Below are 26,656 nucleotides of genomic sequence, written 5' to 3'. Positions count from 1 at the left end.
GCCGCCGTCGGCCGGCTGTCCCCGCGCGACGGGGCCATGGTGGAGATCGTCTGGTTCGACCGGGGGAGCGGCCCGGCCTGCTCGTGGTGGCCGTCAACCACCTGGCCATCGACGGAGTGTCCTGGCGCATCCTGCTGCCCGACCTGTTCCGGGCGTGGGGTGACGTGCGGGCGGGCCGCGAGCCCGACCTCGGCTCCGGCGGCACCTCACTGCGCCGCTGGGCCGAGCGGGCCGCGGAACGCGCCACCGCGCCGCGCACGCTGGCCGAACTCGACCACTGGACCGGCACGTTGCGGCGCGGACCCGGCCGGCTGGGCTCGCGCCCGTTGGACCCGGCGGTGGACGTGCTCGCCGACGCGCGGCGGCTGCGCCGCACCCTGCCGGCCCAGGCCACCGGGCACCTGCTCACCACGGCCCCGGCCGTGTTCGGCGCGGGCGTGGACGACGTCCTGCTCGCGGGCCTCGCCCTGGCCGAGGCCCGCAGGCGCCGCGACGCCCACGCCCGCGTCCTGGTCGACGTGGAGAGCCACGGCCGCGAACGCGAAGGCGCCTCGGACCTGTCCCGCACCACCGGCTGGTTCACCGCGCTGTACCCGGTGCTCCTGGACACCGCCGGCGTCGACCTCGACGAGGCGTTCGCGGGCGGCCACGCCGCCGGCACCGTCCTCAAGCACGTCAAGGAGCAGCTGCGGGCCGTGCCGTCGGAAGGCCTGGGCTACGGGCTGCTGCGCTACCTCAACCCGGAGACCGCCGTGGCCTTCGAAGGGCTCGGCAGCGCCGACATCGGCTTCAACTACCTGGGCCGGTTCGTTCCCGGGGAGACCGGTGACTGGTCGGTGGCCTCCGACGCCCCGCGCCCCGACGGCGAGGACCCGGCGACCCCGCTGGCCCACGCCGTCGAGATCACCGCGTACGTCGAGGAGAGCGCGGACGGGCCGCGCCTGGGGGCGACGTGGACCTGGGCAGCCTCGGTGCTCACCGAGGACGAGGTCGGCGCGCTCGCCGACGGCTGGTTCGAGGCGCTGACCGCTCTGGTGGAGCACGCCCAGCGGCCCGACGCGGGCGGCCTGACCCCCACGGACGTGGGGCTTATAGAGATCACACAGAGCGAGATTGAAGAGTTCGAGGACGAACTGGCCTCGGACTGGGAGATTTGAAGTGGCGAGAACCACCCGCGCAGTCGATGACATCCTGCCCCTCTCCCCGCTCCAGAGCGGTCTGCTGTTCCACAGCGTCTTCGACCAGGCGACGCCCGACATCTACACCGTCCAGTCGACCTTCCACCTGGCCGGCCCGCTGGACGCGGGCCGCGCCCGGGAGGCCGCCGAGGCCCTGCTGCGCCGGCACGCGAGCCTGCGGGTGGCGTTCCGTCAGCGCAAGGGCGGGGAGTGGGTGCAGATCGTCGCGGCCCGGTACAAGCTGCCGTGGACCGAGATCGACCTGTCCCACCTCGGGGCGGAGGAGGCCGACGCGGAGGCCCGCCGCGCCACGCTCGCCGATCGTGAGCAGCGCTTCGACACCGGCCGTCCGCCGCTGATCCGGTTCACTCTGATCCGGCTCGGCGGCGAGAGCCACCGCCTGGTCCTCACCATCCACCACACGGTGCTCGACGGCTGGTCCCTGCCGACGCTGCTGAAGGAGTACCACGCCCTGTACCTCTCGGGCGGGGACCCGAGGGGGCTGCCGCCGGTGGCCCCCTACCGGGACTACCTGGCCTGGCTCTCCCGCCAGGACGCGGACGCCTCGCGCGCCGCCTGGGACACCGCGCTCGACGGGCTGACCGCCCCCACCCTCGTGGCCGGCACCACCGAGCACACCCCGCAGGACCCCGGGCGCCACGAGTTCGGGCTCACCGAGGAGCAGACCCGGGCCCTCACGGCCCGGGCCCGCTCCGCGGGCGTCACCGTCAACACCGTGGTGCAGGCCGCCTGGTCGCTCGTGCTCGCCGGTCTGACCGGCACCGACGACGTGGTCTTCGGCGTCACCGTCAACGGCCGCCCCGCCGAACTGCCCGGCGTGGAGTCCATGGTCGGCCTGTTCATCAACACCCTGCCGTTGCGCGTCAGGCTGCGCCCCGAGCAGACCACCGGCGAACTGCTGGGCAGCGTGCACCGCGCCCAGGCCGAGCTGATCGCCCACCAGTACCTGGGCCTGTCGGAGGTGCAGCACCGCGCCGGGCTCGGTCCGCTCTTCGACACCTCCGTCGTCTTCGAGAACTTCCCCTTCGAGTCCGGCCCCGCGGTCTCCGACGAGGCCGACCCGCTGCGGGTGGTGGGCGCCGAGAGCCACTCGGCCAACCACTTCCCGCTCAGCCTCGTCGGGATGCCGCAGGACGCGCTGCGCTTCAAGCTGTTCCACCAGAGGGACCTGTTCGACGACGCGGCCGCCGCGGCGATCGGCGAGCGGTTCCTCGCCCTGCTCGACACCCTGGTGAGCGAGCCGGAGCGGCCGCTCGGCCGGATCGACGTCATCGGCGCCGACGAGACCGCCCGCGCCCTGGCCGCGGCGGCCGGACCCGCCGCACCCGCGTCGTACGCCGACCTGCCCACCCTGCCCGGGCTGTTCACCGCCCAGGCCGCGGCGACCCCGGACGCTCCCGCCGTCCGCGCCGGGGACCAGGTGCTGACGTACCGGCAGCTCGACGCCCGCGCCAGCTTCGTGGCCCGCGCCCTGGTCGAGCGCGGGGTCCGCCCCGGCCGGACGGTGGCCGTGCTGATGCCGCGCGGCATCGACCTCGTGGTGGCGCTGCTCGGCGTGGCCAAGTCCGGCGGCGCCTACATACCTCTCGACCCGGAGCACCCCGCCGAGCGGACCGCGGCGGTGCTCGCCGACGCCGCGCCCGTCCTGGCTCTGACGGAGCCCGGCACCGAGCTGTCCGGCATCGCGACGCTGGCCGTCACCGACGAGGAGGCCGCCTCCTTCACGGTGGCGCCGCACCCGCACGACCCGGCCTACCTGATCTTCACGTCCGGCTCCACCGGCCGCCCCAAGGGCGTCGTCGTCGAGCACCGCTCGGTGGGCGCCTACCTCCTGAGGGCCCGCCAGGCCTACCCGGATGCCGCCGGGCTCACCCTCGTGCACTCCTCGGTCACCTTCGACCTCACCGTGACGGGCCTGTACACCCCGCTCGTCTCCGGCGGCTGCGCCCACCTGTCGGAGCTCCCGGACGCGGTCGGCGGCCCGCGCCCCACCTTCCTCAAGGGCACCCCCAGCCACCTGGAACTGCTCGACACGCTGCCGACGGAGGTCTCCCCGTCCGGCACCCTCGTCCTCGGCGGCGAGGCGCTGCGCGGTGAGGCCCTGCGCGCCTGGCGCACGGCGCACCCGGACGCCACGGTGATCAACGCGTACGGCCCGACCGAGGCCACCGTCAACTGCCTGGAGTTCCGCATCGAGCCGGGCACCGAACCGGCCGACGGGCCCGTCCCGATCGGCCGCCCCTTCGCCGGCACCCGCGCCTACGTCCTGGACGCGGCCCTGCGCCCGGTCGCCCCCGGCGTCACCGGAGAGCTGTACGTGTCCGGTGTCGTCCTCGCGCGCGGCTACCTGGGCCGCCCTGACCTCACGGCCGAGCGCTTCGTCGCCGACCCGTACGGTCCCCCCGGCGCCCGCATGTACCGCACCGGCGACCTCGCCCGCCGCCTGGCGGACGGCACCTTCGTCTACGCCGGCCGCGCCGACGACCAGATCAAGCTGCGCGGCTTCCGCATCGAGCCCGGCGAGATCGAGGCCGCGGCCGCCGCCCATCCCGACGTCACCCGGGCCGTGGTCCTCGCCCGCGAGGACCGGCCGGGCGATGCCCGCCTCATCGCCTGGGTGACCCCCGAGACCGTCGACACCGAGGCACTGCGCGGGCACCTCGCCGACGCCCTGCCCGCCTACATGGTCCCGGCCGCGATCGTCGCCCTGCCCGCGATGCCGCTCACCCCCAACGGCAAGGTGGACCGCAAGGCGCTGCCCGCCCCGCAGGAGACCGCGACCGCGCTGCCGGTCCAGCGCGCCCTGCGGGACCCGCGCGAGGAACTCGTCCGCGAGCTGTTCGCCGGTGTCCTCGGCCTGGCCGGCGTCGGCCCCGACGACGACTTCTTCGAGCTCGGCGGCCACTCCCTGCTCGCCATCCGGCTCGTCAGCCGGCTGCGCGCGAGCCTCGGCGTCGAGCTCTCCGTCAAGAGCCTGTTCCGCAACCCCACCCCGGCCGCCCTGGTCCGCTCCCTGGGCGAAGCCGAGGACGCGCGCCCGCCGCTCGTCCGCGCGGAGCGCCCCGAGCGCCTGCCGCTCTCCTACGGCCAGCAGCGGCTGTGGTTCCTGCACCGGATGGAGGGACCGAACCCGGTCTACAACCTGGCCTCCGCGCTGCGCCTGACCGGCCCGCTCGACCACGACGCCCTGCGCGCGGCCTACGCCGACGTCGTGCGGCGCCACGAGAGCCTGCGGACGGTCATCGCCGAGGACGAACAGGGCGCCCACCAGGTCGTCCTGGCGGACCTGCGCCCCGAGCCGGTCCACGTGCGCTGCACCGAGGAGGAGCTGGCCGAGCTGCTCGCCGAGCACGCCCGGCACCCCTTCGACCTGTCCGCCGAGATCCCGCTGCGGCTGTTCCTGTACGAACTCGCCGAGGACCGGCACGAACTCCTCGTCCTGCTGCACCACGTGGCCGGTGACGGCTGGTCCACCCCGCTGCTCACCCGCGATCTGACCCGCGCCTACGCGGCCCGGGTCGCCGGCGAGGCCCCGCAGTGGGAGGAGCTGCCCGTCCAGTACGCCGACTTCGCGCTGTGGCAGCACGAACTGATGGGCTCCGAGGACGACCCGGACAGCCGTGCCTCGCGGCAGCTCGCCTTCTGGCGGGAGACCCTCGACGGCCTGCCCGAGGAACTCGCCCTGCCCACCGACAGGCCCCGTCCCGCCGTCGCCTCCTACCGGGGTGACAACGTGGCGATCACGGTCCCGGCCGCGCTGCACCGCGCCGTCGCCGAGTGCGCCCGGGCCGCCGACGCCACCGTGTTCATGGTGGTGCAGGCCGCTCTCGCGGTGACCCTGTCCCGGCTCGGCGCCGGTGACGACATCCCGCTCGGTTCCCCGGTGGCCGGCCGCCTCGACGAGGCGCTCGACGACCTCGTCGGCGACTTCATCAACACGCTGGTGCTGCGCACCGACGTCAGCGGCGACCCGACCTTCTCCGAACTCCTCACCCGGGTGCGGGAGTCCGACCTCGCCGCCTGGTCCCACCAGGACCTGCCCTTCGAGCGGCTCGTCGAGGTGCTCAACCCCGTCCGCTCCCTGGCCCGTTCCCCGCTGTTCCAGACCCTGCTCGCCTTCAACAACACCGGCGACCGCGCCGGTTCGGGCCCGGCCGAGGCCCGGCTCGGCGGCCTCACGGTGACCGCCCGCGGCGGGGTCGGCAGCGGCGTCGCCAAGTTCGACCTCGCGTTCAACCTGCGCGAACGGCACACCGCGGACGGTGCAGCGGACGGCATGACCGGCATCCTCGAGTACGCCGGCGACCTCTTCGACCACGCCACCGCCGAACGCCTGGCGGACCGCTTCGTCACGGTCCTGGCCCGCCTGGTCGCGGACCCCGGGCAGCGCGTCGGCGCCGTGGACGTGCTGCTCGACGGGGAGCGCGCGGCCGCCCTCACCGGCCCGGCGGCCACCGCCCGCGACGTCCGGGACCGCTGGTTCCTGGACCGGTTCGAGCAGCACGCCGCCGAGCGCCCCGACGCGCCCGCCGTGTCCGACGGGGAGTCCGCGCTCACCTACGCCGAGCTGAACGCCCGCGCCAACGCCCTGGCCCGGCTGCTGATCGAGCGCGGCGCCGCCCCGGAGCGCTTCGTGGCCGTCGCCCTGCCCCGCACCACCGACCTGCTCGTGACGCTGCTCGCCGTCCAGAAGGCCGGCGCCGCCTACCTGCCGATCGACACCGCCTTCCCCGCGGACCGCGTCCGCCGGATGATCACGGACGCCGCCCCGGCCGTCCTCGTCACCACCGGGGAGCTGCTGCCCGGCCTGCCCGCCGTCGCCGTGCCCACCGTCCTCGCCGAGGAGGCGGACCTCTCCCGGTACGAGGACACCGACCTCGACGTCCGCGTCCCGGCCACCGGCGCCGCGTACGTCCTGCACACCTCCGGCTCCACCGGCGTCCCCAAGGGTGTGGTGGTGCCCCACGGCGCCCTCGACAACTTCCTCCGGGCGATGGCCGACCGGTGCGCCGCGAGCGCGGAGGACCGCCTCCTCGCGGTCACCACCATCGGATTCGACATCGCGGCCCTGGAGCTGTACCTGCCGCTGGCCTGCGGCGGCAGTGTCGTCATCGCCGGCCCCGACACCGTCCGCGACCCCGAGGCGCTGCGCGCCGCCGTCACCCGCCACGGAATCACGCTCATGCAGGCCACCCCGACCCTGTGGCGGGCCGCCACCGGACGGGACGCCTCGTTCCTCGCCGGCGTCCGCGTCCTGGTGGGCGGCGAGGCGCTGCCCGCCGACCTGGCCGCGACCCTGACCGGCGTCGCACGGTCCGTCCTGAACGTGTACGGCCCCACCGAGACCACCGTGTGGTCCACCGCCGCCCGGATCACCGACCCGGCCCTCATCCACCTCGGCGAGCCGCTCGACAACACCGGTGTGTACGTCCTGGACGACCTGCTGCGCCCGGTCGCGCCCGGGGTGCCCGGTGAGCTGTACCTGTCCGGCGCCGGACTCGCCCGCGGCTACCTCGGCCAACCGGGCCGTACCGCCGAGCGGTTCGTGCCCGACCCGTTCGGCGCCGCCGGCACCCTGATGTACCGCACCGGCGACGTGGTCCGGCGCACCGCACAGGGCCGCCTCGGCTACGTCGGCCGCGGCGACCAGCAGGTCAAGCTGCGCGGCTTCCGTATCGAGACCGGCGAGGTCGAGGCCGTGCTCGCCGCCCACCCGGACGTCACGGCCGCGGCCGTCGGCGTACGCCCCGACGCGGCCGGCGAACCCCGCCTGGTCGCCTGGGTGGTGGCCGACCTGGACCAGCCGGCGCTGCGCGCCCACGTGGCCGCCGCCGTCCCGGAGTACATGGTCCCCGGCGCGTTCGTGCTGCTGCCCGAGTTGCCGCTGACCGCCAACGGCAAGCTGAACCGGGCCGCGCTGCCCGACCCGGCCGAGACCCAGGACAGCGCGGGACGGCCGCCGCGCTCCCCGCAGGAGGAGATCCTGTGCGGCCTGTTCGCGGAGATCCTCAGCCGGCCCCGGGTCTCCATCGACGACGACTTCTTCGCCGTCGGCGGCCACTCACTGGCCGCGATGCGCCTGGTCGGCCGCATCCGCTCGGTCCTCGACGTGGATCTGCCGATCAGTGCCCTGTTCGAGGCGCCCACGGTCGCCGCCCTCGCCGCCCGCGTCACCGGGGCGAGCGCGAGCCGCGCGCCGCTGGTGGCCGGTCCGCGCCCGGAGCGCCTGCCCGCCTCGCCGGCCCAGCAGCGCCTGTGGTTCCTGGGCCGCTTCGAGGAACCGGGCAGCCCCACCTACAACGTGCCCGTGGTGCTGCGCCTGACCGGCGCCCTCGACCGGGACGCGCTGGCCGCGGCCCTCACCGACGTCGTCACCCGCCACGAGACCCTGCGCACGGTCTTCGCCGAGGACGCCGAGGGCCCCCACCAGATCATCCTCGACCCGCGGCCGGTCCCGACGACGGTGCGGACCGCCACCGAGGAGGAACTGCCCGCCCTGCTCACCGAGGCCGCCCGGACCGGCTTCGACCTCGCCTCGGACATTCCGCTGCGCGCCCACCTGTTCGTCCTGGGGCGTAGGCCGGCGGACCCGTCCGCCCCCGAGGAGCACGCCCTGCTGCTCGTCATGCACCACATCGCGGGCGACGGCGGCTGGTCGGTTCCGCTGCTCGTCAAGGACCTCGCCACCGCGTACGCGGCCCGGCACGGCGGCACCGCACCGGCCTGGCAGCCACTGGCCGTCCAGTACGCCGACTACACCCTGTGGCAGCGCGAGGTGCTCGGCTCCGCGGAGGACCCGGACAGCGAGCTGGGCCGCCAACTCGCCCACTGGCGCCAGGAACTGGCCGATCTGCCGGAGGAACTCACCCTGCCCACCGACCGCCCGCGCCCCCGCCAGGGCACCGGTCAGGGCGCCGACCTGCGCTTCCACGTCCCCGCGGAGCTGCACGCCGAGCTGGAGTCCCTGGCCCAGAAGCACCGGGCCAGCCTCTTCATGGTGGTCCAGGCCGCGCTCGCGGTGGCCCTGTCCCGGCTCGGCGCGGGTGAGGACATCCCGCTCGGCACCCCCAGCGCGGGCCGCGTCAACGAGGCGCTCGACGGTCTCATCGGCTTCTTCGTCAACACCCTCGTGCTGCGCACGGACCTGTCCGGCGACCCCTCGTTCACCGAGGTGCTCGACCGGGTCCGCACCACCTCCCTGAACGCGTACGCGCACCAGGACGTGCCGTTCGAGCGGCTCGTGGAGGCCCTCAACCCGGACCGCTCGCTGGGCCGGCACCCGCTTTTCCAGACGATGGTCACCTGGAACAACGCCGGCCAGGACACCACGGGGCGGCTCGCCGAAGACCTGCCCGGCCTGCGCATGCGCGTCGGCGAGGTCGGCACCGGCGTGGCCACCTTCGACCTGCTGTTCGCCTTCTTCGACCGGCGCACCGAGCGCGGCGCGCCGGACGGCCTGACGGTGCGCCTGGAGTACGCGACCGACCTGTACGACCCGGCCACGGCCGAGCTGTTCGCCTCCACCCTGCTCGCGGTCCTCACCGCGGTCGCCGCCGACGCCGAACGTCCCGTGCACCGCGTCGACGTGCTGCCCGAGGCCGCCCGCGCCGAGCTGCGCGCCTCGTCGCAGGGCGCCCGGCCCCGTCCCTACCGGCCGCTCGCCCGGCTCCTCGCCGAGCAGGCCGCCCGGACCCCCGACACGGTCGCCGTCACCGACGACCGGAGCAGCCTCACGTACCGCGAACTCCACCAGCGGGCCCGCGCCCTGGCCGTGGAGCTGCGAGGTCTCGGCCTCGGCCCCGAGGACCGGGTCGCGGTCGCCCTGCCGCGCGGCACCGACCTGGCCGTCGCCCTCGTCGCCACGCTCACGGCGGGTCCTGCGTACGTGCCGGTCGACCCCGAACTACCGTCGGAGCGCATCGCGTTGCTGCTCGCCGACACCCGGCCGGGGGCGGTGATCACCACCGCCGGGATCGGTGCGGGCCTGCCCGCGTCCGACGCCGTCCGGATCCTCGTGGAGAACCCACGACCGGCCGCCGGGCCCGGCACGGCCTTCCCGGCCGCGCTGCCCGAGCACCCCGCCTACGTGATCTACACCTCCGGCTCCACCGGGCGCCCCAAGGGCATCGTCATGCCGCACCGCGCCCTGGCCGGGCTGCTCGACTGGCACGAGCGGGCGCTGCCCGGCGAACCCGGCACGGTGGTCGCCCAGTTCACCGCCGTCGGCTTCGACGTGTCCGTGCAGGAGATCCTCTCCGCGCTGCTGTCCGGCAAGACCCTCGCGGTCTGCCCCGAGGACACCCGCCGCGACCCGCGCGAGCTGGCCCGCTGGCTGGCCGAGCAGCGGGTGGCCGAGCTGTACGCCCCGAACCTGGTCGTCGACGGCGTCCTGGAGGCCGCCCGCGAGTGCGGCGCCGACCTGTCCGGGCTGCGCCACGTCGTCCAGGCGGGCGAGGCACTGACCCTGCGGGAGCCGGTCCGCGCCCACCACACGCGGCACACGACCGTGCTGCACAACCACTACGGGCCCGCCGAGACCCACGTGGTGACCGCGTGGACGCTGCCCGCCGACGTGGCCGACTGGCCGGACACCCCGCCGATCGGCCGCCCCGTGGACGGCGTCGGCGTCCACGTCCTGGACGCGGGTCTGCTGCCCGTGCCACCCGGCGTGGTCGGTGAACTGCACCTTTCCGGGCAGGCGTTGGCCCGCGGCTACCTGGGCCGCCCCGACCTGACCGCCGAGCGGTTCGTCGCCGACCCGTACGGTCCTGCGGGCTCCCGCATGTACCGCACCGGCGACCTGGTACGGACGACCGCCGACGGCGGCCTCGTCTACGTCGGCCGCGCCGACCACCAGGTCAAGATCCGCGGCTTCCGCGTCGAGCCCGGAGAGATCGAGGCCGCGCTGAACGCCCAAGCGGAGGTGACCCGGTGCGCGGTCGTGGTCCGCGAGGACACCCCGGGCGACAAGCGCCTGGTCGCCTACGTGGTGGCCGGCCGGGACCGCACGGCCCCGTCCGCCGCCGCGCTGCGCGCCCACCTCGCGAGCCGGCTGCCGGCCCACATGGTGCCCGCCGCGTACGTCCTCCTGGACGAGCTGCCGCTGACCCGCACCGGCAAGCTGGACCGGGCGGCGCTGCCGGCCCCGGCCCACGTCAGGGACACCGCCGCGCGCGCCCCGCGCACGGCACGCGAGGAGGCCCTGTGCGGTCTGTTCGCCGAGGTGCTCGGACGTCCGGCGGTCGGCGTCGACCAGGACTTCTTCGACCTGGGCGGCCACTCCCTGCTCGCCACCCGGCTGGTGGCCAGGATCCGCACCGTCCTCGGCGTCGAACTCACCGTCCGCGGCCTGTTCGAGGAGCCCACCCCGGCCGGGCTCGCCGCCGTCCTGGACCAGGCCGAGGGCGCCCGCCGTGCCGTGACGCGCCGCGAGCGGCCCGAGCGGATCCCGCTCTCGCCCGCCCAGCGCCGGCTGTGGTTCCTGCACCGCCTGGAGGGACCGAGCGCGACCTGGAACATGCCCACGGCCCTCAGGCTCACCGGTGCCCTCGACGAGGACGCCCTCGGCGCGGCCCTCGCCGACGTCGTCACCCGGCACGAGTCGCTGCGCACCGTCTTCGCCGACTCCGCGGACGTCGCGGCCGACGCGGCCGACGGTCGCCAGATCATCCGTACGCCCGAGGAGACCCTCGCCGCCCTCGGAGCCCTGAGCGCCGCCGACGTGGCACCGGCGGATCTCGCGGACCGGCTCACCGAGGCGGCGTCCCGCCCGTTCGACCTGGCCGCCGAGCCGCCGCTGCGGGTCACCCTGCTGCGCACCGGCCCGCAGGAGCACGTGCTGCTGCTGGTGCTCCACCACATCGCCACCGACGGCTGGTCGGCGCCCGTGCTCGCCCGGGACCTCACCGAGGCGTACGCGGCCCGGCGGGCCGGCGAGGCGCCCGGCTGGGCCGGACTGCCGGTCCAGTACGCCGACTACACGCTGTGGCAGCGGGACGTACTCGGCTCCGAGAGCGACCCGGACAGCATCGCCGCACGCCAACTCGCTTACTGGAAGCAGGCGTTGGCCGAGCTGCCCGAGGAACTGACGCTGCCCGCCGACCGTCCGCGGCCGCCGGTCGCCTCGCACCGCGGCGACGCCGTGCCCTTCCACGTCCCCGCCGACCTGCACGCGGGCCTCGCCGCGCTCGCGGGCGAGAGCCGGGCCAGCCTCTTCATGGTGGTCCAGGCGGCCTGGGCCACCCTGCTGTCCAGGCTGGGAGCGGGCGAGGACATCCCGATCGGCACGCCGATCGCGGGCCGCACGGACGAGGCCCTGGACGACCTGGTCGGCTTCTTCGTCAACACCCTCGTCCTGCGCACCGACCTGTCCGGCAACCCCGCCTTCACCGACCTGGTGGACCGGGTGCGCGAGATTTCGCTCGCGGCCTACGCCCACCAGGACGTGCCGTTCGAGCGCCTCGTCGAGGTGCTCAACCCGGCCCGGTCGCTGGCCCGCCACCCGCTGTTCCAGACGATGCTGATGTGGAACAACAACGACGACCGCGTCGCGGCCGGCGTCGCGGACCGGTTCCCCGGCCTGACCGCCGAGACACTGCCGCTCGGCACCCGGGTCGCCAAGTACGACCTCACCCTGGCCCTCAAGGACGCCTACAGCGCCGACGGTGACCCGGCCGGCCTCCACGGCCACCTGGAGTTCGCCACGGATCTGTTCGACCGGGCCACCGCCGAGAGCCTCGTGGAGCGGTTCACGCGGGTTCTGCGGACGGTGGTGGAGGCGCCGGGAACACCGGTGTCGGACGTGGACGTGATGGCCCCGGGTGAACGGGAGAGGGTGCTCGATGAGTGGAACGACAGCGACCGCGAGGTCCCGGACGCCTCGCTCGCGGAGCTCTTCGCCGACCGTGTGGCGGTGTCGCCTCAGGCGCCTGCTCTGGTCCTCGGTGATGTGGCGGTCCCGTACGGCGAGCTGAACGCCCGGGCGAACCGGCTCGCGCACTGGCTCATCGAGCGGGGTGCGGGCCCGGAGCGACTGGTGGCCGTCGCCCTGCCCAGGTCGGTGGAGCTGGTCGTCGCCCTGCTCGCGGTGCTGAAGTCCGGTGCCGGATACGTCCCCGTGGACCCGGAGTTCCCGCAGGAGCGTGTCGCGTACATCCTCCAGGACGCGGACCCGGTGCTGACCCTGACCGAGGACGTCCTCGCTCAGGCGGATCTGTCGGGCTGTGCGTCCATCGACCCGGTGGTAGCGGGGCGTTCGGGCGAGCAGACCGCCTACGTGATCTACACATCGGGATCGACGGGCCGGCCGAAGGGTGTCACCGTCCCGCAGGCAGCGCTGGTGAACTTCCTGACGGCGATGCAGGACCGCTTCGCGCTCACCGAGGACGACCGCCTCGCCGCAGTGACGACCGTCGGATTCGACATCGCGGGCCTGGAACTGTTCCTGCCGCTGCTGCACGGCGCCCAGGTCGTCCTGGCCCCGAGAGACATCGTCCGCGACCCCGCCGCGCTGGCGGCCCTGATCGAGGAGTCGGGCGCGACGATCGTCCAGGCCACTCCGAGCCTGTGGCACGCCCTGGTCGAGGCCGGCACGGTACCGGCGGGAGTGCGCGTCCTCGTCGGCGGCGAGGCGCTGCCCGCGTCGCTGGCTCGCGCGCTCACCGAAGGCGGCCGGCCCGTGACGAACCTCTACGGCCCGACCGAGACCACCATCTGGTCCACCGCCGCGCAGGTCGATGCCTCCGGAGAGGTGTCGATCGGGGCGCCGATCGCCAACACCCGCGTGTACGTGCTCGACTCCGGCCTGCGTCCGGTCCCGGACGGAGTCGCGGGTGAGCTGTACATCGCGGGCTCCGGTCTGGCCCGTGGCTACCACCGCAGGCCCGGACTGTCGGCGGAGCGCTTCGTCGCCGACCCGTACGGCCCCGCCGGGACGCGGATGTACCGCACCGGCGACCTGGTGCGCCGCACCGCCGGGGGCGAACTGGAGTACATCGGCCGCACCGACTTCCAGGTCAAGGTCCGCGGCTTCCGCATCGAACTCGGCGAGATCGAGGCCGCCGTCCTCGACCACCCGGACGTGGTCCGCGCCGCCGCCGTGGTCCGCGAGGACACCCCCGGTGACAAGCGCGTCGTCGCCTACGTCGTCCCCGCCCCGTCCGGGGCCCCGGACGGGGACGTGCTGCGCAAACACGTGGCGACGAGCCTGCCCGACTACATGGTCCCCGCGGCCTTCGTCACCCTCGACGAGCTGCCGCTGACCCCCAACGGCAAACTCGACCGCGCCGCCCTGCCCGCCCCCGCGCTGGGCGCGCTCGGCGAGGGACGCGCGCCGCGCACCCCGCAGGAGGCGACCCTGTGCGGGCTGTTCGCCGAGGTCCTCGGCGTCTCCGACGTGAGCATCGACGACGACTTCTTCGCCCTCGGCGGCCACTCGCTGCTCGCGAACCGGCTGGCCGCCCGGGTCCGATCCGCCCTGGGCAAGGAAATGAGCATCCGCGGCTTCTTCGAGAAGCCCACTGTCGCCGCCCTGGCCGAAAGCCTCGAAAGCGCGCAGACCACCACCACCCGACCCGCGCTGCGCCGCCGTACCGGGAACAAGGAGAACTCGTGACCACGCTGTCCTTCTCGCAGCGCCGCCTGTGGTTCCTCAACCAGTTGGACGGCCCGAGCGCGATCTACAACATCCCCACCGCCCTGCGGCTGACCGGCTCCCTCGACCGGGACGCCCTCGCCGCCGCCCTCACCGACGTCGTCACCCGCCACGAGACGCTGCGCACGGTCCTCGCCGACGGGCCCGACGGGCCCCGCCAGGTGGTCCTCGCCGCCGACTCCGACGCCGCCGTACCCGCCCTCACGGTGGTGTCCACCGACGAGGCAGGCCTGGACCTCGTACTGGAGGACGCGGCCCGGCACGAGTTCGACCTGCTCGGCGAGACCCCGATCCGCTGCACCCTGTTCGAACTCGCGCCGGACGAGCACGTCCTGCTGGTGCTGCTGCACCACGTGGCGGGCGACGGCTGGTCGATCCCCGTCCTCGTCCGCGACCTGCTCGGCGCGTACGCGGCGCGGCAGGCCGGCCGGGCGCCCGGCTGGGACGAACTGCCGGTGCAGTACTCGGACTTCACCGTCTGGCAGCAGGAGCTGCTCGGCTCCGAGGACGACCCCGACAGTGTGATCACCCGGCAGCTCGCCTACTGGCGTGACACCCTCGCAGACCTGCCGGAGGAGCTCGGCCTGCCGACCGACCGGCCCCGCCCGGCGACGGCCACCCACCGGGGCGACACCCTGCCCCTCGCGGTGCCGGCCGACGTGCACGCGCGCCTGCTGGAGCTGGCCCGCGAGACCCGCTCCAGCCTGTTCATGGTCGTCCAGGCCGCCCTGGCCACCCTGCTGTCCAAGCTGAGCGGCAGCACCGACGTCCCGATCGGCACCCCGATCGCGGGCCGCACCGACGAGGCCCTGGACGACCTGGTCGGCTTCTTCGTCAACACCCTGGTGCTGCGCGCGGACCTGTCCGGCACGCCCACGTTCCGGGAGCTGCTCGACCGGGTCCGGGACGCCGACCTGCAAGCCTACGAGCACCAGGACGTGCCCTTCGAGCGGCTCGTGGAAGTGCTCAACCCGCCCCGGGCGATGGCCCGCCACCCCCTCTTCCAGACCCTGCTGACCTGGAACGACAACGACCAGCGGCAGGCCCGCACGGCCGCCGCCGAACTGCCCGGCCTCACCGTCCGCGGGCACACGGCCGAGACCCGTACCGCCCGCTTCGACCTCTCCTTCACGGTCGAGGAGCGCCAAGCGTCCTCCGGTGCGCCGGAGGGCCTGAGCGGCGCCCTGAACTACAGCACGGACCTGTTCGACCGGGCCACCGCCGAGCGCATCGCCGAGCGGTTCACCCGCGTCCTCGCGGCGGTGGCCGCCGCCCCGGACGCACCGGTGGCCCGCGTGGACCTGCTCAGTGCAGCCGAGCGGCACGAGGTCCTGGAGCGCGCCAACGCGACCTCCCGGGACGTCGAACCGTCCAGCGTCGCCGAGCTGTGCGCGGCGCGCGCGGCGACCACGCCCGAGGCACCGGCCCTCGCCTTCGGTGAGCTGGCCGTGTCCTACGGCGAGCTGAACGCCCGGGCGAACCGGCTCGCGCACTGGCTCATCGAGCGGGGTGCGGGCCCGGAGCGACTGGTGGCCGTCGCCCTGCCCAGGTCGGTGGAGCTGGTCGTCGCCCTGCTCGCGGTGCTGAAGTCCGGTGCCGGATACGTCCCCGTGGACCCGGAGTTCCCGCAGGAGCGTGTCGCGTACATCCTCCAGGACGCGGACCCGGTGCTGACCCTGACCGAGGACGTCCTCGCTCAGGCGGATCTGTCGGGCTGTGCGTCCATCGACCCGGTGGTAGCGGGGCGTTCGAGCGAGCAGACCGCCTACGTGATCTACACATCGGGATCGACGGGCCGGCCGAAGGGTGTCACCGTCCCGCAGGCAGCGCTGGTGAACTTCCTGACGGCGATGCAGGACCGCTTCGCGCTCACCGAGGACGACCGCCTCGCCGCAGTGACGACCGTCGGATTCGACATCGCGGGCCTGGAACTGTTCCTGCCGCTGCTGCACGGCGCCCAGGTCGTCCTGGCCCCCAGGGACATCGTCCGCGACCCGGTCGCGCTGACGAGCCTGGTGCGCGAGACGCGTGCCACGATCATGCAGGCGACCCCCAGCCTGTGGCACGCCCTGGTCGAGGCCGGAGGAGTGCCGGACTCGCTGCGGGTGCTGGTCGGCGGTGAGGCCCTGCCGGCGTCCCTGGCCCGCACGCTCGCCGAGGGCGGCCGGTCGGTGACCAACCTCTACGGCCCGACCGAGACCACCATCTGGTCGACGGCGGCCGGCGTGCCCGCCTCGGGAGACGTCTCCATCGGCGCTCCGATCGCCAACACCCGTGTGTACGTGCTCGACTCCGGCCTGCGTCCGGTCCCGGACGGAGTCGCGGGTGAGCTGTACATCGCGGGCTCCGGTCTGGCCCGTGGCTACCACCGCAGGCCCGGACTGTCGGCGGAGCGCTTCGTCGCCGACCCGTACGGCCCCGCCGGGACGCGGATGTACCGCACCGGCGACCTGGTGCGCCGCACCGCCGGGGGCGAACTGGAGTACATCGGCCGCACCGACTTCCAGGTCAAGGTCCGCGGCTTCCGCATCGAACTCGGCGAGATCGAGAGCGTGATCGCCGACCACCCGGACGTCGCCCGCGCCGCCGCCGTGGTCCGCGAGGACACCCCCGGTGACAAGCGCGTCGTCGCCTACGTCGTCCCCGCCCGGGACGGGGCCCCGGACGGGGACGTGCTGCGCAAGCACGTGGCGGCGACCCTGCCCGACTACATGGTCCCCGCGGCCTTCGTCACCCTCGACGAGCTGCCGCTGACCCCCAACGGCAAACTCGACCGCGCCGCCCTGCCCGCCCCCGCCTACGGCCTGGAGAGCACCGGCCGGGCCCCGCGCACCCCGCAGGAGGAGATCCTGTGCGGGCTGTTCGCCGAAGTCCTCGGCGTCCCGCGCGTGTCGGTGGACGAGGACTTCTTCTCGCGCGGCGGCCACTCGCTGCTCGCGCTGCGGCTCATGACCCGCGTCCGCGCCACCCTCGGTGTGGACCTCCCGGTGCGGCAGCTGTTCGAGACGCCGACCGTGGCGGGCCTCGCCGAGCTGCTCGGATCCGGTGACGCGGCCCGTCCCGCGCTCCGGGCCCGTCGGCGGCCCGAGCGGGTGCCGGTCTCCTTCGCCCAGCGCCGGCTGTGGTTCCTGGGCCGCCTGGAGGGACCGACCGCCGCCCACAACATCCCCACCACACTGCGCCTCTCCGGCTCGCTCGACCGGGAGGCCCTCGCCGCCGCCCTGGCCGACGTCGTCGCCCGCCACGAGACCCTCCGGACCGTCTTCGCCGAGGACGCGGAGGGCCCCCATCAGATCGTCCTCGCTCCCGAGCGGACCCGGCCCGAACCCAGCGTCACCCGGACCGACGAAGCGGGCCTGGCCGAGGAGCTGCGCCGGGCCGCCCGCCAGGGCTTCGACCTGGCCACCGAACCGCCGCTGCGCGCCCACCTGTTCGAGCTGAGCTCCGACGAGCACGTCCTGATGCTGCTCGTCCACCACATCGCGAGCGACGGCGGCTGGTCCACGCCGGTCCTGGTCCGCGACCTCACCACCGCCTACGCCGCCCGCTGCGTCGGCAAGGCACCCGCCTGGTCACCGCTGCCGGTGCAGTACGCCGACTACACCCTGTGGCAGCACGAGGTGCTCGGCTCCGAGGACGACCCCGACAGCCTCATCAGCCGCCAACTCGCCCACTGGCGCGAGGCGCTGCGGGACCTGCCCGAGGAACTGCCGCTGCCCACCGACCGGCCGCGCCCCGCCGAGAGCAGCTACCGCGGCGGAACCGTGCCGGTCGCCATCCCGGCGGCCCTGCACAGGCGTCTGGAGCACCTCGCCCGCGAGCACCGGGCCAGCCTGTTCATGGTCGTCCAGGCCGGCCTCGCCGCCCTGCTGTCCAAGCTGAGCGGCAGCACCGACGTCCCGATCGGCACCCCGATCGCGGGCCGCACCGACGAGGCCCTGGACGACCTGGTCGGCTTCTTCGTCAACACCCTCGTCCTGCGCACCGACGTCTCCGGCGACCCGGCCTTCGCCGACCTGGTGGCCCGGGCCCGGCAGACCGACCTGGCGGCCTACGCCCACCAGGACGTGCCCTTCGAGCGGCTCGTGGAGGTGCTCAACCCGCCGCGGGCGAGGGGCCGCCACCCGCTGTTCCAGACCATGCTCGCCTTCAACAACGTCGACCAGAAGGCCGCGCTCGGCGAGGGCCGGCTGCCGGGACTGACCGTCTCCGGCGACCGGGTCGGCACCGGCGTCGCCCAGTTCGACCTGCTGCTCGCCGTCGCCGACGGCCGCGCCGACGACGGCTCCCCCGCCGGGATCACCGGGCACCTCGAATACAACGAGGACCTGTTCGACCGTGCCACCGCCGAAACCCTCGTCCGCCGGCTGACCCTGCTGCTCGACGCCCTCGCCGAGAACCCGGAACTGCCGCTGAGCCGCATCGGGATCCTGGAGGAGGACGAGCGCCGCCGCATCCTGGGGACCTGGATCGACACCGCGCGCGACGTGCCCCGGGCGACCCTGCCCGCCCTCTTCGAGGCACAGGCCGCCCGCACCCCCGACGCCCCGGCCGTGCGCCACGCGGACCGCACCCTCTCGTACGCCGAACTGGACGCCCGCGCCAACCGGCTGGCCCGGCTCCTGATCGCGCGCGGCGCCGGGCCGGAGCGCTTCGTGGGCATCGCCCTGCCGCGCAGCGAACTCACCCTCGTGGCGGTGCTCGGCGTCCTCAAGTCCGGTGCCGCGTACGTGCCCGTCGACCCCGGATATCCGGCCGACCGCATCGCCCACCTCCTGCGGGACGCGGCCCCCGGCCTGCTGCTCACCACCCGGGAGGCGCTCGGCCGGCTGCCCGGCGAGGGCCCCGAGCGCGTCGTCCTCGACGAGGCGGGCACCGAGGCCGCGTTCGCGGCTCTGCCCGCGCACGTTCCGAGCGACGCGGAGCGGCACGCTCCCCTGCGGCCCGGGCACGCCGCGTACGCGATCTACACCTCCGGCTCCACGGGACTGCCCAAGGGCGTGGTGGTGCCGCACGAGAACGTCGCCGACCTGGCGGCCTGGGCGGTCGGCGAGTTCGGCGCCGACGGCATGGCCCACGTGGTGGCGTCCACCTCGCTGAACTTCGACGTCTCCGTCTTCGAGATGTTCGGCCCGCTGCTGTGCGGCGGCACCGTCGAGGTGATGCGGGACGTCCTGGAACTGGGCGACCCGGCCCACGCCGGCCGCTCGGTGTCGCTCATCAGCGGTGTCCCGTCGGCCGTCGCCCAACTCGTCGGCGACGGCGGCCCGTCGGTCGCCGCGCGCGAGGTGGTCCTCGCCGGTGAGGCCGTCTCCGCCCGTGACGCCAACGCCGTCGTGCGGGCTGTCGGCGCCGAACGGTTCGCCAACATCTACGGCCCCACCGAGGCCACCGTCTACGCGGCGGCCTGGTACACGCGGGACGAGATCACCGGCGTACCCCCGATCGGCGCGCCCCTCCGCAACACCCGGCTCTACGTCCTCGACGCGGCCCTGCAGCCGGTCCCGGTCGGGGTGGCGGGCGAGCTGTACATCGCGGGGCCGGGCCTGGCACGCGGCTACCACCGCCGGCCGGGCCTGTCGGCGGAGCGGTTCGTGGCCGACCCGCACGGCCCGGCGGGCACCCGCATGTACCGCACCGGAGACCTGGTCCGCTGGAGTGCCGACGGCAACCTCGACTACCTCGGCCGCACCGACTTCCAGGTCAAGGTCCGCGGCTTCCGCATCGAACTCGGCGAGATCGAGGCCGCCGTCCTCGGCCACCCGGACGTCGCCCGCACCGCCGTCCTGGTCCGCGAGGACCGGCCGGGCGACAAGCGGTTGGTGGCCTACCTGGTCCCGGCCGCCGGCCGCACCGTGGACCGGGCGCGGCTGCGCGCCCACGTGGCCGCCGCCCTGCCCGACCACATGGTGCCGTCCGCGTTCGTCGTCCTGGACGCCCTGCCGCTGAACCCCAACGGCAAGCTGGACCGGGCCGCGCTGCCCGCACCCGAGTACGGTCCGGCCCGGGCGGGCCGGGCGCCGCGCACCCCGCAGGAGGAGATCCTGTGCGGTCTGTTCGCCGAAGTCCTCGGCGTCCCACGGGTGTTCCTCGACGACGACTTCTTCGCCCTCGGCGGCCACTCGCTGCTGGCCACCCGCCTGGCGGGCCGCATCCGCGCCACGCTCGGCGAGGAGCTGACCATCCGCCAGTTCTTCGAGACGCCGACCGTGGCCGGACTCGCCGCCGCCCTCGGCTCCGGCGGTCCCGCCCGCACCCCGCTGGTCGCGGGCGACCGCCCCGAGCGCATACCGCTGTCCTCCGCCCAGCAGCGCCTGTGGTTCCTCGGCCGGTTCGAGGGCCGCAGCCACACCTACAACGTGCCGACGGCCCTGCGCCTTTCCGGCGCGGTGGACCGGGGCGCGCTGGCCGCCGCCCTCGCCGACCTCGTCACCCGCCACGAGACCCTGCGCACCGTCTTCGCGGAGGACGCCCAAGGGCCGTACCAGACCGTGCTCGACCCGGAGTCGGCCCGCCCGGACCTGACGGTGCTCGACACCACTGCGGACGAGCTGGCCGGGGCGCTGGAGGAGCAGGCCAGGTACGCCTTCGACATCGGTGCCGAGCCCCCGTTGCGGGCCGTGCTGTTCGCCGTCGGCCCCGACGAGCACGTCCTGCTGCTCCTGGTCCACCACATCGCCACCGACGGCTGGTCGATGCCGCTGCTCGTACGCGACCTCACGGCCGCCTACACCGCCCGCTGCCGGGGCGAGGCACCCGCCTGGAGTCCACTGCCGGCGCAGTACGCCGACTACACCCTGTGGCAGCGGGACCTGCTCGGCTCCGAGGACGACCCGGACAGCCTCGCCTCCCGCCAACTCGCCTACTGGCGAAAGACGCTGGCCGGGCTGCCCGAGGAACTGGACCTGCCCGCCGACCGTCCCCGCCCGGCCGTCGCCTCCTACCGCGGCGATCTGCTGGACGTGGAGATCCCGGCCGGGACGCACGCCCTGCTGACCGACCTGGCCCGGGAGAACCACGCCAGCCTCTTCATGGTCGTGCAGGCCGCGCTGGTCGCCCTGCTGTCCAGGCTGAGCGGGGCCACCGACATCCCGATCGGCACCCCGATCGCGGGCCGCACCGACGAGGCCCTGGAGGACCTGGTCGGGTTCTTCGCCAACACCCTCGTGCTGCGCACCGAGGTGGTGCCCGACGAGACGTTCACCGACCTGGTGGCCCGGGTCCGGGAGACCGACCTGACCGCCTACGCCCACCAGGACGTGCCCTTCGAACGGCTCGTGGACGTGCTCAACCCGGCCCGCTCCATGGCCCGCCACCCGCTGTTCCAGACCATGCTGACCTTCGACAACGTCGCCGCCCGCGACGCCTCCGGCAGCGCTGCCGCCGGTCCTGCCGGACCGCTGCCGGACGTGGCCGCCTCCGGGCAGCACGTAGGCACCGGAGTCGCCCGCTTCGACCTGATGTTCCGGCTCGGCGAACGGCACACCGCGGACGGCACACCCGGCGGGATCGCCGGTGTCCTCGAATACGCCGCCGACCTGTTCGACCGGGAGACCGCCCGGGGCCTCGCGGACCGCCTCGTCGCCTTCCTGACGGCCGCCGCCGCCTGCCCCGACGCCCCGGTGGGCACCCTCGACACGCTGCCCGAGAACGACCTCGGGCGCATGCTCGTCGGCTGGAACGACACCGCCCGCGAGCTGCCCGCCGACCACCTGCCCGCCCTGTTCCGGGCACAGGCCGCCCGCACCCCCGGCGCCCCCGCACTCGACTTCGAGGACCTCACGCTCGACTACCGCGAGCTGGACCTGCGCTCCGACCGGCTCGCCCACTCGCTCGCCGCGCGCGGCGTCGGCGCCGAGGACCTGGTGGCCGTGGCCCTGCCCCGGACCGCGACGATGGTCGTCGCCCTGCTCGCCGTCCTCAAGACGGGTGCGGCGTACGTGCCGATCGACCCCGAGTACCCGGCCGACCGCGTCGCCTACATGCTGGCCGACGCCGCCCCCGTCCTGCTGCTCACCGACCGCGAGAGTGCCGGCGCGCTCCCCGAGGACACCGCGCCCGAGGTCCCGCGCCTGGTCCTGGACGACCCGCGCACCGTCGGCGCCCTCGACGCCGTCACCGACGCCGGGCTGGCGCGGGTCCGCCGGATCGCACCGCCGCACCCGGACCACCCGGCGTACGTCATCTACACCTCCGGGTCCACCGGCCGGCCCAAGGGCGTGGTCGTCGGGCACCGGAACCTGCTCAACCTGCTGACCGCGATGCGCGACCACCTCACGCTGACCGAGCACGACCGGCTGCTCGCCGTCACCACCATCGGCTTCGACATCTCCAACCTGGAACTGTGGACGCCGCTCGCGCACGGCGCCCGCCTGGTCCTCGCCGCCCGCGAGACCGTCAAGGACCCGGTGGCCCTCGCCCGGCTCGTCGAGGAATCCGGCGCCACCGTCCTGCAGGCCACCCCGACGGCCTGGCAGAGCCTGGTCACCACCCGCCCCGAAGCCCTGCGAGGCCTCGTCAAGCTCGTCGGCGGCGAGGCGCTGCCCGGCCCGCTCGGCCGCGCCCTGCACGATCTGGGCGGCTCCCTCACCAACGTCTACGGCCCGACCGAGACCACCATCTGGTCCACGGCCGCGCGCCTGGACGCCGCCACCTGCGAACGGCCGCCCATCGGACGGCCGCTGGACAACACCAGGGTCTACGTCCTGGACGCCGGGCTGCGCCCGGTGGCCCCCGGCGAGGCCGGCGAGCTGTACATCGCCGGCACCGGTGTGGCCCGCGGCTACCTGAATCGGCCCGGCCTGTCCGCCGAGCGCTTCACCGCCGACCCCTTCGGCCCGGCCGGCAGCCGGATGTACCGCACCGGCGACCTGGTCCGCTGGAGCGCGGACGGCGGCCTGGAGTACATCGGCCGCACCGACCACCAGGTCAAGGTGCGCGGCTTCCGCATCGAACTCGGAGAGATCGAGGCCGCGTTGACCGCCCAGGAGGAGCTCGCCCAAGCGGTGGTCGTGGCCCGCGAGGACACCCCCGGCGACAAACGCCTGGTGGCGTACGCCGTGCCGGACCGGGGCGACGGGACCCGCGACACGGAGGCGGAGGCGAGCCAGGTCCGCGAGTGGGAGGCGGCCTACGACGCCCTCTACGGCGAGCCCGGCTCCGACAGTTTCGGCGAGGACTTCGGCATCTGGCGCTCCACGTACACGGGCGACCCCATCCCCCTGGAGGAGATGCACGAGTGGCGCGCCGGCACGGTCGAGCGCATCCTCGCCGGCAGGCCCCGCCGGGTCCTGGAGATCGGCGCCGGCACCGGCCTGGTCCTCGCCCATGTCGCCCCGCACTGCGAGAGCTACTGGGGCACCGACCTGTCCGCGTCCGTCATCGAGCGACTCAGTGCCCAGGTCGCCGAGCGGCCCGAGCTCGCCGACCGGGTCACCCTGACCGTCCAGCCCGCCCACGACATCGACGGCCTGCCCAAGGGCGCCTTCGACACCGTCGTGCTCAACTCGGTGGTCCAGTACTTCCCGAGCGCCGACTACCTCGCCGAGGTCCTCGACAGGGTGCGCGAGCTGCTCGTCCCCGGCGGCACCGTCTTCGTCGGCGACGTCCGCAACCTCCGCACGCTGCGCACGCTGCGCGGGGCCGTCGCGCTGACCGGGCAGGACGCTCCGCCCGAGGGTGCCGAACGAGACGTGCTGCGCGCCGGGGTCGAGCGGGCCGTGGCCCGCGAGAAGGAACTGCTGCTCGCACCCGAGTGGTTCACCGGCCTCCCCGGCGTGAGCGGCGTGGACCTGCGCGTACGGCGCGGCGTCCACCACAACGAGCTCACCCGGCACCGCTACGACGTGGTGCTGCACACCGCCCCCGCCGCCGATGTCCCCGAGGGGCCGGTCGTCACCTGGGGCGAGCGGCTGAGCGGGCTGGACGAGCTGGCCGCCGAACTGGCCGCCCGCGACACGGCCCTGCGCGTCACGGGTATCCCCAACCTGCGGGTGCGCGACGAAGTGGCCGCCGTGCACGCCCTGTTCGACGAGGAGGCCGCGGACGTCACCGCCGTGGACCCCGAGGACCTGTACGCCCTCGCCGAGCGCACCGGCCACCGGGTGGCCGTCACCTGGGCGGCCGCCGGCGCCGAGGACGGCGCGCTGGAAGCCCTGTTCGTGCGCGGCGACGGACCGGTGGACCTGGCGCTCGCCGGGGCCTACCATCCCGCACCCGGGCCCGACGCCCGGCCCCGGGCCAACGACCCGGCGAGCCGCCGCGACGACACCGGACTCGGCCCGGTCCTGCGCGACCGGCTCAAGGAGACCCTGCCCGCGCACATGGTGCCCGCGGCCGTCGTCGTCCTGGACGCCCTGCCCCTGACCCCGAACGGCAAGGTCGACCGTGCGGCACTGCCGGTCCCCGACTTCGGGACAGGGACCGTGGGGCGGGCCCCGACCACCCCGCGCGAAGAGCTGATGTGCGCCCTGTTCGCCGAGGTCCTCGGCCTGGCCCGGGTGGGCCTGGACGACAACTTCTTCGAACACGGCGGGCATTCCCTGCTGGCGACACGGCTGGTCGGCCGGGTCGGTGCCGTCCTCGGCACGGAGGTGCCCCTGCGCCGGCTCTTCCAGGCGCCCACCCCGGCCGAACTGCTGCGCGACCTGGAGCCGGACGGTGAGCGCGACGGGCACGGGGTACTGGTGCCGCTGCGCGCCTCCGGCACCGGAACGCCGCTGTTCTGCGTGCATCCGGCGGCCGGCCTCAGCTGGTGCTACCTCGGACTGCTCGCCCACCTGGACCCCGCGTACCCGCTGTACGGGCTCCAGGCACGCGGCACCGACGGCGCCGAGCCGCTGCCCGCCTCGATCGGGGAGATGGCCGCCGACTACGCCGACCAGATCCGCGCGGTGGCCCCCGAGGGCCCCTACCGGCTGCTCGGCTGGTCGGTCGGCGGGACCATCGCCCACGCGATCGCGACCGAACTGGAGCGCCGCGGCGCACAGGTGGAACTCCTCGCCGTGCTCGACGCCTACCCGGTGGCCGACGCGGCCGGCACCGAGCCGCCGTCCGAGGCCGCGATCATCGCGCGCAACCTGCGGGCGATCGGCTTCGACTTCCAGGAGGGCGAACTCACCCCGGAGACCTTCCCCATCGAGCGCTACCGGGCCTTCCTGGCGCGCGAGAACAAGGTGATGGCCCGGTTCGAGGAGCACGAGATCCTCGCCATGAAGGACGTCTACGTGAACAACACCCGGCTCATGTGGTCCCACACCCCGGGCCGCTTCGGCGGGGACATGCTGTTCGTCACCGCCCGGCGCGACCAGGGGGCACTCGCCCGCGAGCGGGGCCACCGGGCCTGGGCGGCGCACGTCGCCGGAGAGATCGTCAACCACGACGTGGACTCCGACCACGAGGGCCTGATGACCCGGCCCGGGCCGATCGCCCACGTCGGCCGGCTCCTCGCGGACCGCCTCGCGGCCCTGGACGCCGCCGCGGCCGGGATTCGTAGAAACGGCGTAGACCCCGCGCGCAGGCTCGGCGCATGACGGTCGTCGACGAGACGGCGGTTGCGGCGCTCCCCTTGCGCCGCAACCGCGACTTCCTCCTGTTGTGGACCGGGAACTGGCTGCAGTTCTTCGGTTCCCGGATGAGCGGCGTCTGCTACCCGCTGCTGGCCCTGCAGATCTCCGGCGGGTCCGCGCAGGCGGTCGGCCTGGCATCGGCCGCCGCCGTGCTGCCGCAGGCCGTCGTCCAGCTGCCGGCCGGGGTCCTGGTCGACCGCTGGGACCGGCGCGCGGTGATGCGCTGGTGCGCGCTCGGCCGGATCGTCGTGCTGGGCACGGTGGCCGGTGCCACGGCCCTCGGCGGACTCGGCATGGGCCTGCTCCTCGCGCTGATCGCCGCCGACGTGTCCCTCGCCATCGTCGCCTCGCTCGCCGAGCGGGCCGCCGTACGCACCGTCGTCCCGGCGGAGCACCTGCCCGCCGCGCTCTCCCAGAACGAGGCCCGCGGCCGGATCGCGGGCCTGCTGGGCGGGCCGGCCGGCACCGTGCTGTTCACCTGGACACGCTGGAGCCCCTACCTCGCCGCCGCGGTCGGCGCCGTGATCGCCGCCGTCAACCTCCGGTACGTCCGGGCCGACCTGCGGACCGAGGCCACGGCACGACGCCGACCCATCCGCGAGGACCTGGCCGACGCCCTGCGCTGGCTGCGGGGACAACGGGCGCTGCGCGCCATGCTGCCGGTGGTGACCGTGTCCACCGCCCTGCTCCAGGTGGTCATGCTGGGCCTGGTCGTGGTGCTGGTCAAGGAACAGGGGCTGCCGGAGTCCACGGTGGGACTGGTGCTCGGTATCAGCGGCTGCGGAGGCCTGCTCGGGGCCCTCGCCGGACGCTGGTTCATGGCCCGGCTCCCCCTGTCCGCCCTCCTGGTCGGCGGCCTGGCCCTGTGGGCCGTGCTGATGGCCGCCATGGCCTGGAGCACCGGGCCGGTCGTCCTCGGTGCGCTGTTCGCCGTGATGAACCTGATCGGGGCGGTCTTCGGGGTGGCCACCGCGGTGTACCAGGTGACCACCACCCCGCAGGAGTTGCAGGGACGGGTCGCGGCCCTGTCCGGACTCGTCATCGCCCTCGGCACCACGGTGGGCGCGTTCGCCGCCGGGAAGCTCCTCGACGCCTGGGGCGGCCGGTCCTCCCTGCTGGTGACCGCCGCCGGGATGGCCCTGACCGCCTTGGTGGCCGGGATGGTCCCGGCCGTCCGGCGGGCCCGCGTCCCGGCCGCACCGCGCCCCGAGACCGCCGAACCCGCCGAGACCGCCTGA

The 26,656-nt window shown here is 74.7% G+C and carries 4 protein-coding genes; all 4 read left to right on the top strand.

The annotated features are described in order from the left end of the window. Positions 1-83 precede the first annotated feature (83 nt). Genes V8690_RS22945 through V8690_RS22930 form a run of 4 tightly spaced genes read left to right on the top strand, consistent with a single transcriptional unit; the run spans position 84 to position 26,656 of the window. On the top strand, positions 84-1,157 hold the full coding sequence (locus V8690_RS22945) for a condensation domain-containing protein (protein ID WP_338785429.1): 1,074 nt from the start codon (positions 84-86) through the stop codon (positions 1,155-1,157). Between the two features lies 1 nt (position 1,158). Beyond that, positions 1,159-13,812 carry an amino acid adenylation domain-containing protein gene (locus V8690_RS22940; protein WP_338781636.1) on the top strand — a complete coding sequence of 4,218 codons (12,654 nt, stop codon included), beginning with the start codon at positions 1,159-1,161 and terminating at the stop codon, positions 13,810-13,812. Then, on the top strand, positions 13,809-25,382 hold the full coding sequence (locus V8690_RS22935; RefSeq protein ID WP_338781635.1) for an amino acid adenylation domain-containing protein: 11,574 nt from the start codon (positions 13,809-13,811) through the stop codon (positions 25,380-25,382). Before V8690_RS22940 ends, V8690_RS22935 begins: the two co-directional genes overlap by 4 nt. Further along, on the top strand, positions 25,379-26,656 hold the full coding sequence (locus V8690_RS22930) for an MFS transporter (RefSeq protein WP_338781633.1): 1,278 nt from the start codon (positions 25,379-25,381) through the stop codon (positions 26,654-26,656). The genes V8690_RS22935 and V8690_RS22930 overlap by 4 nt, the downstream gene beginning before the upstream one ends.

The sequence above is a fragment of the Streptomyces sp. DG1A-41 genome (assembly GCF_037055355.1).
Taxonomy (GTDB): Bacteria; Actinomycetota; Actinomycetes; order Streptomycetales; family Streptomycetaceae; genus Streptomyces.
Note: the sequence above shows the minus strand (reverse complement) of the source record. Positions and strands in the feature narration are given on the sequence as shown.

What these genes read in the sequence shown, in the direction of transcription:
- V8690_RS22930 (WP_338781633.1), top strand. Translation starts at nt 25,379, where the DNA reads ATGACGGTCGTCGACGAGACGGCGGTTGCGGCGCTCCCCTTGCGCCGC.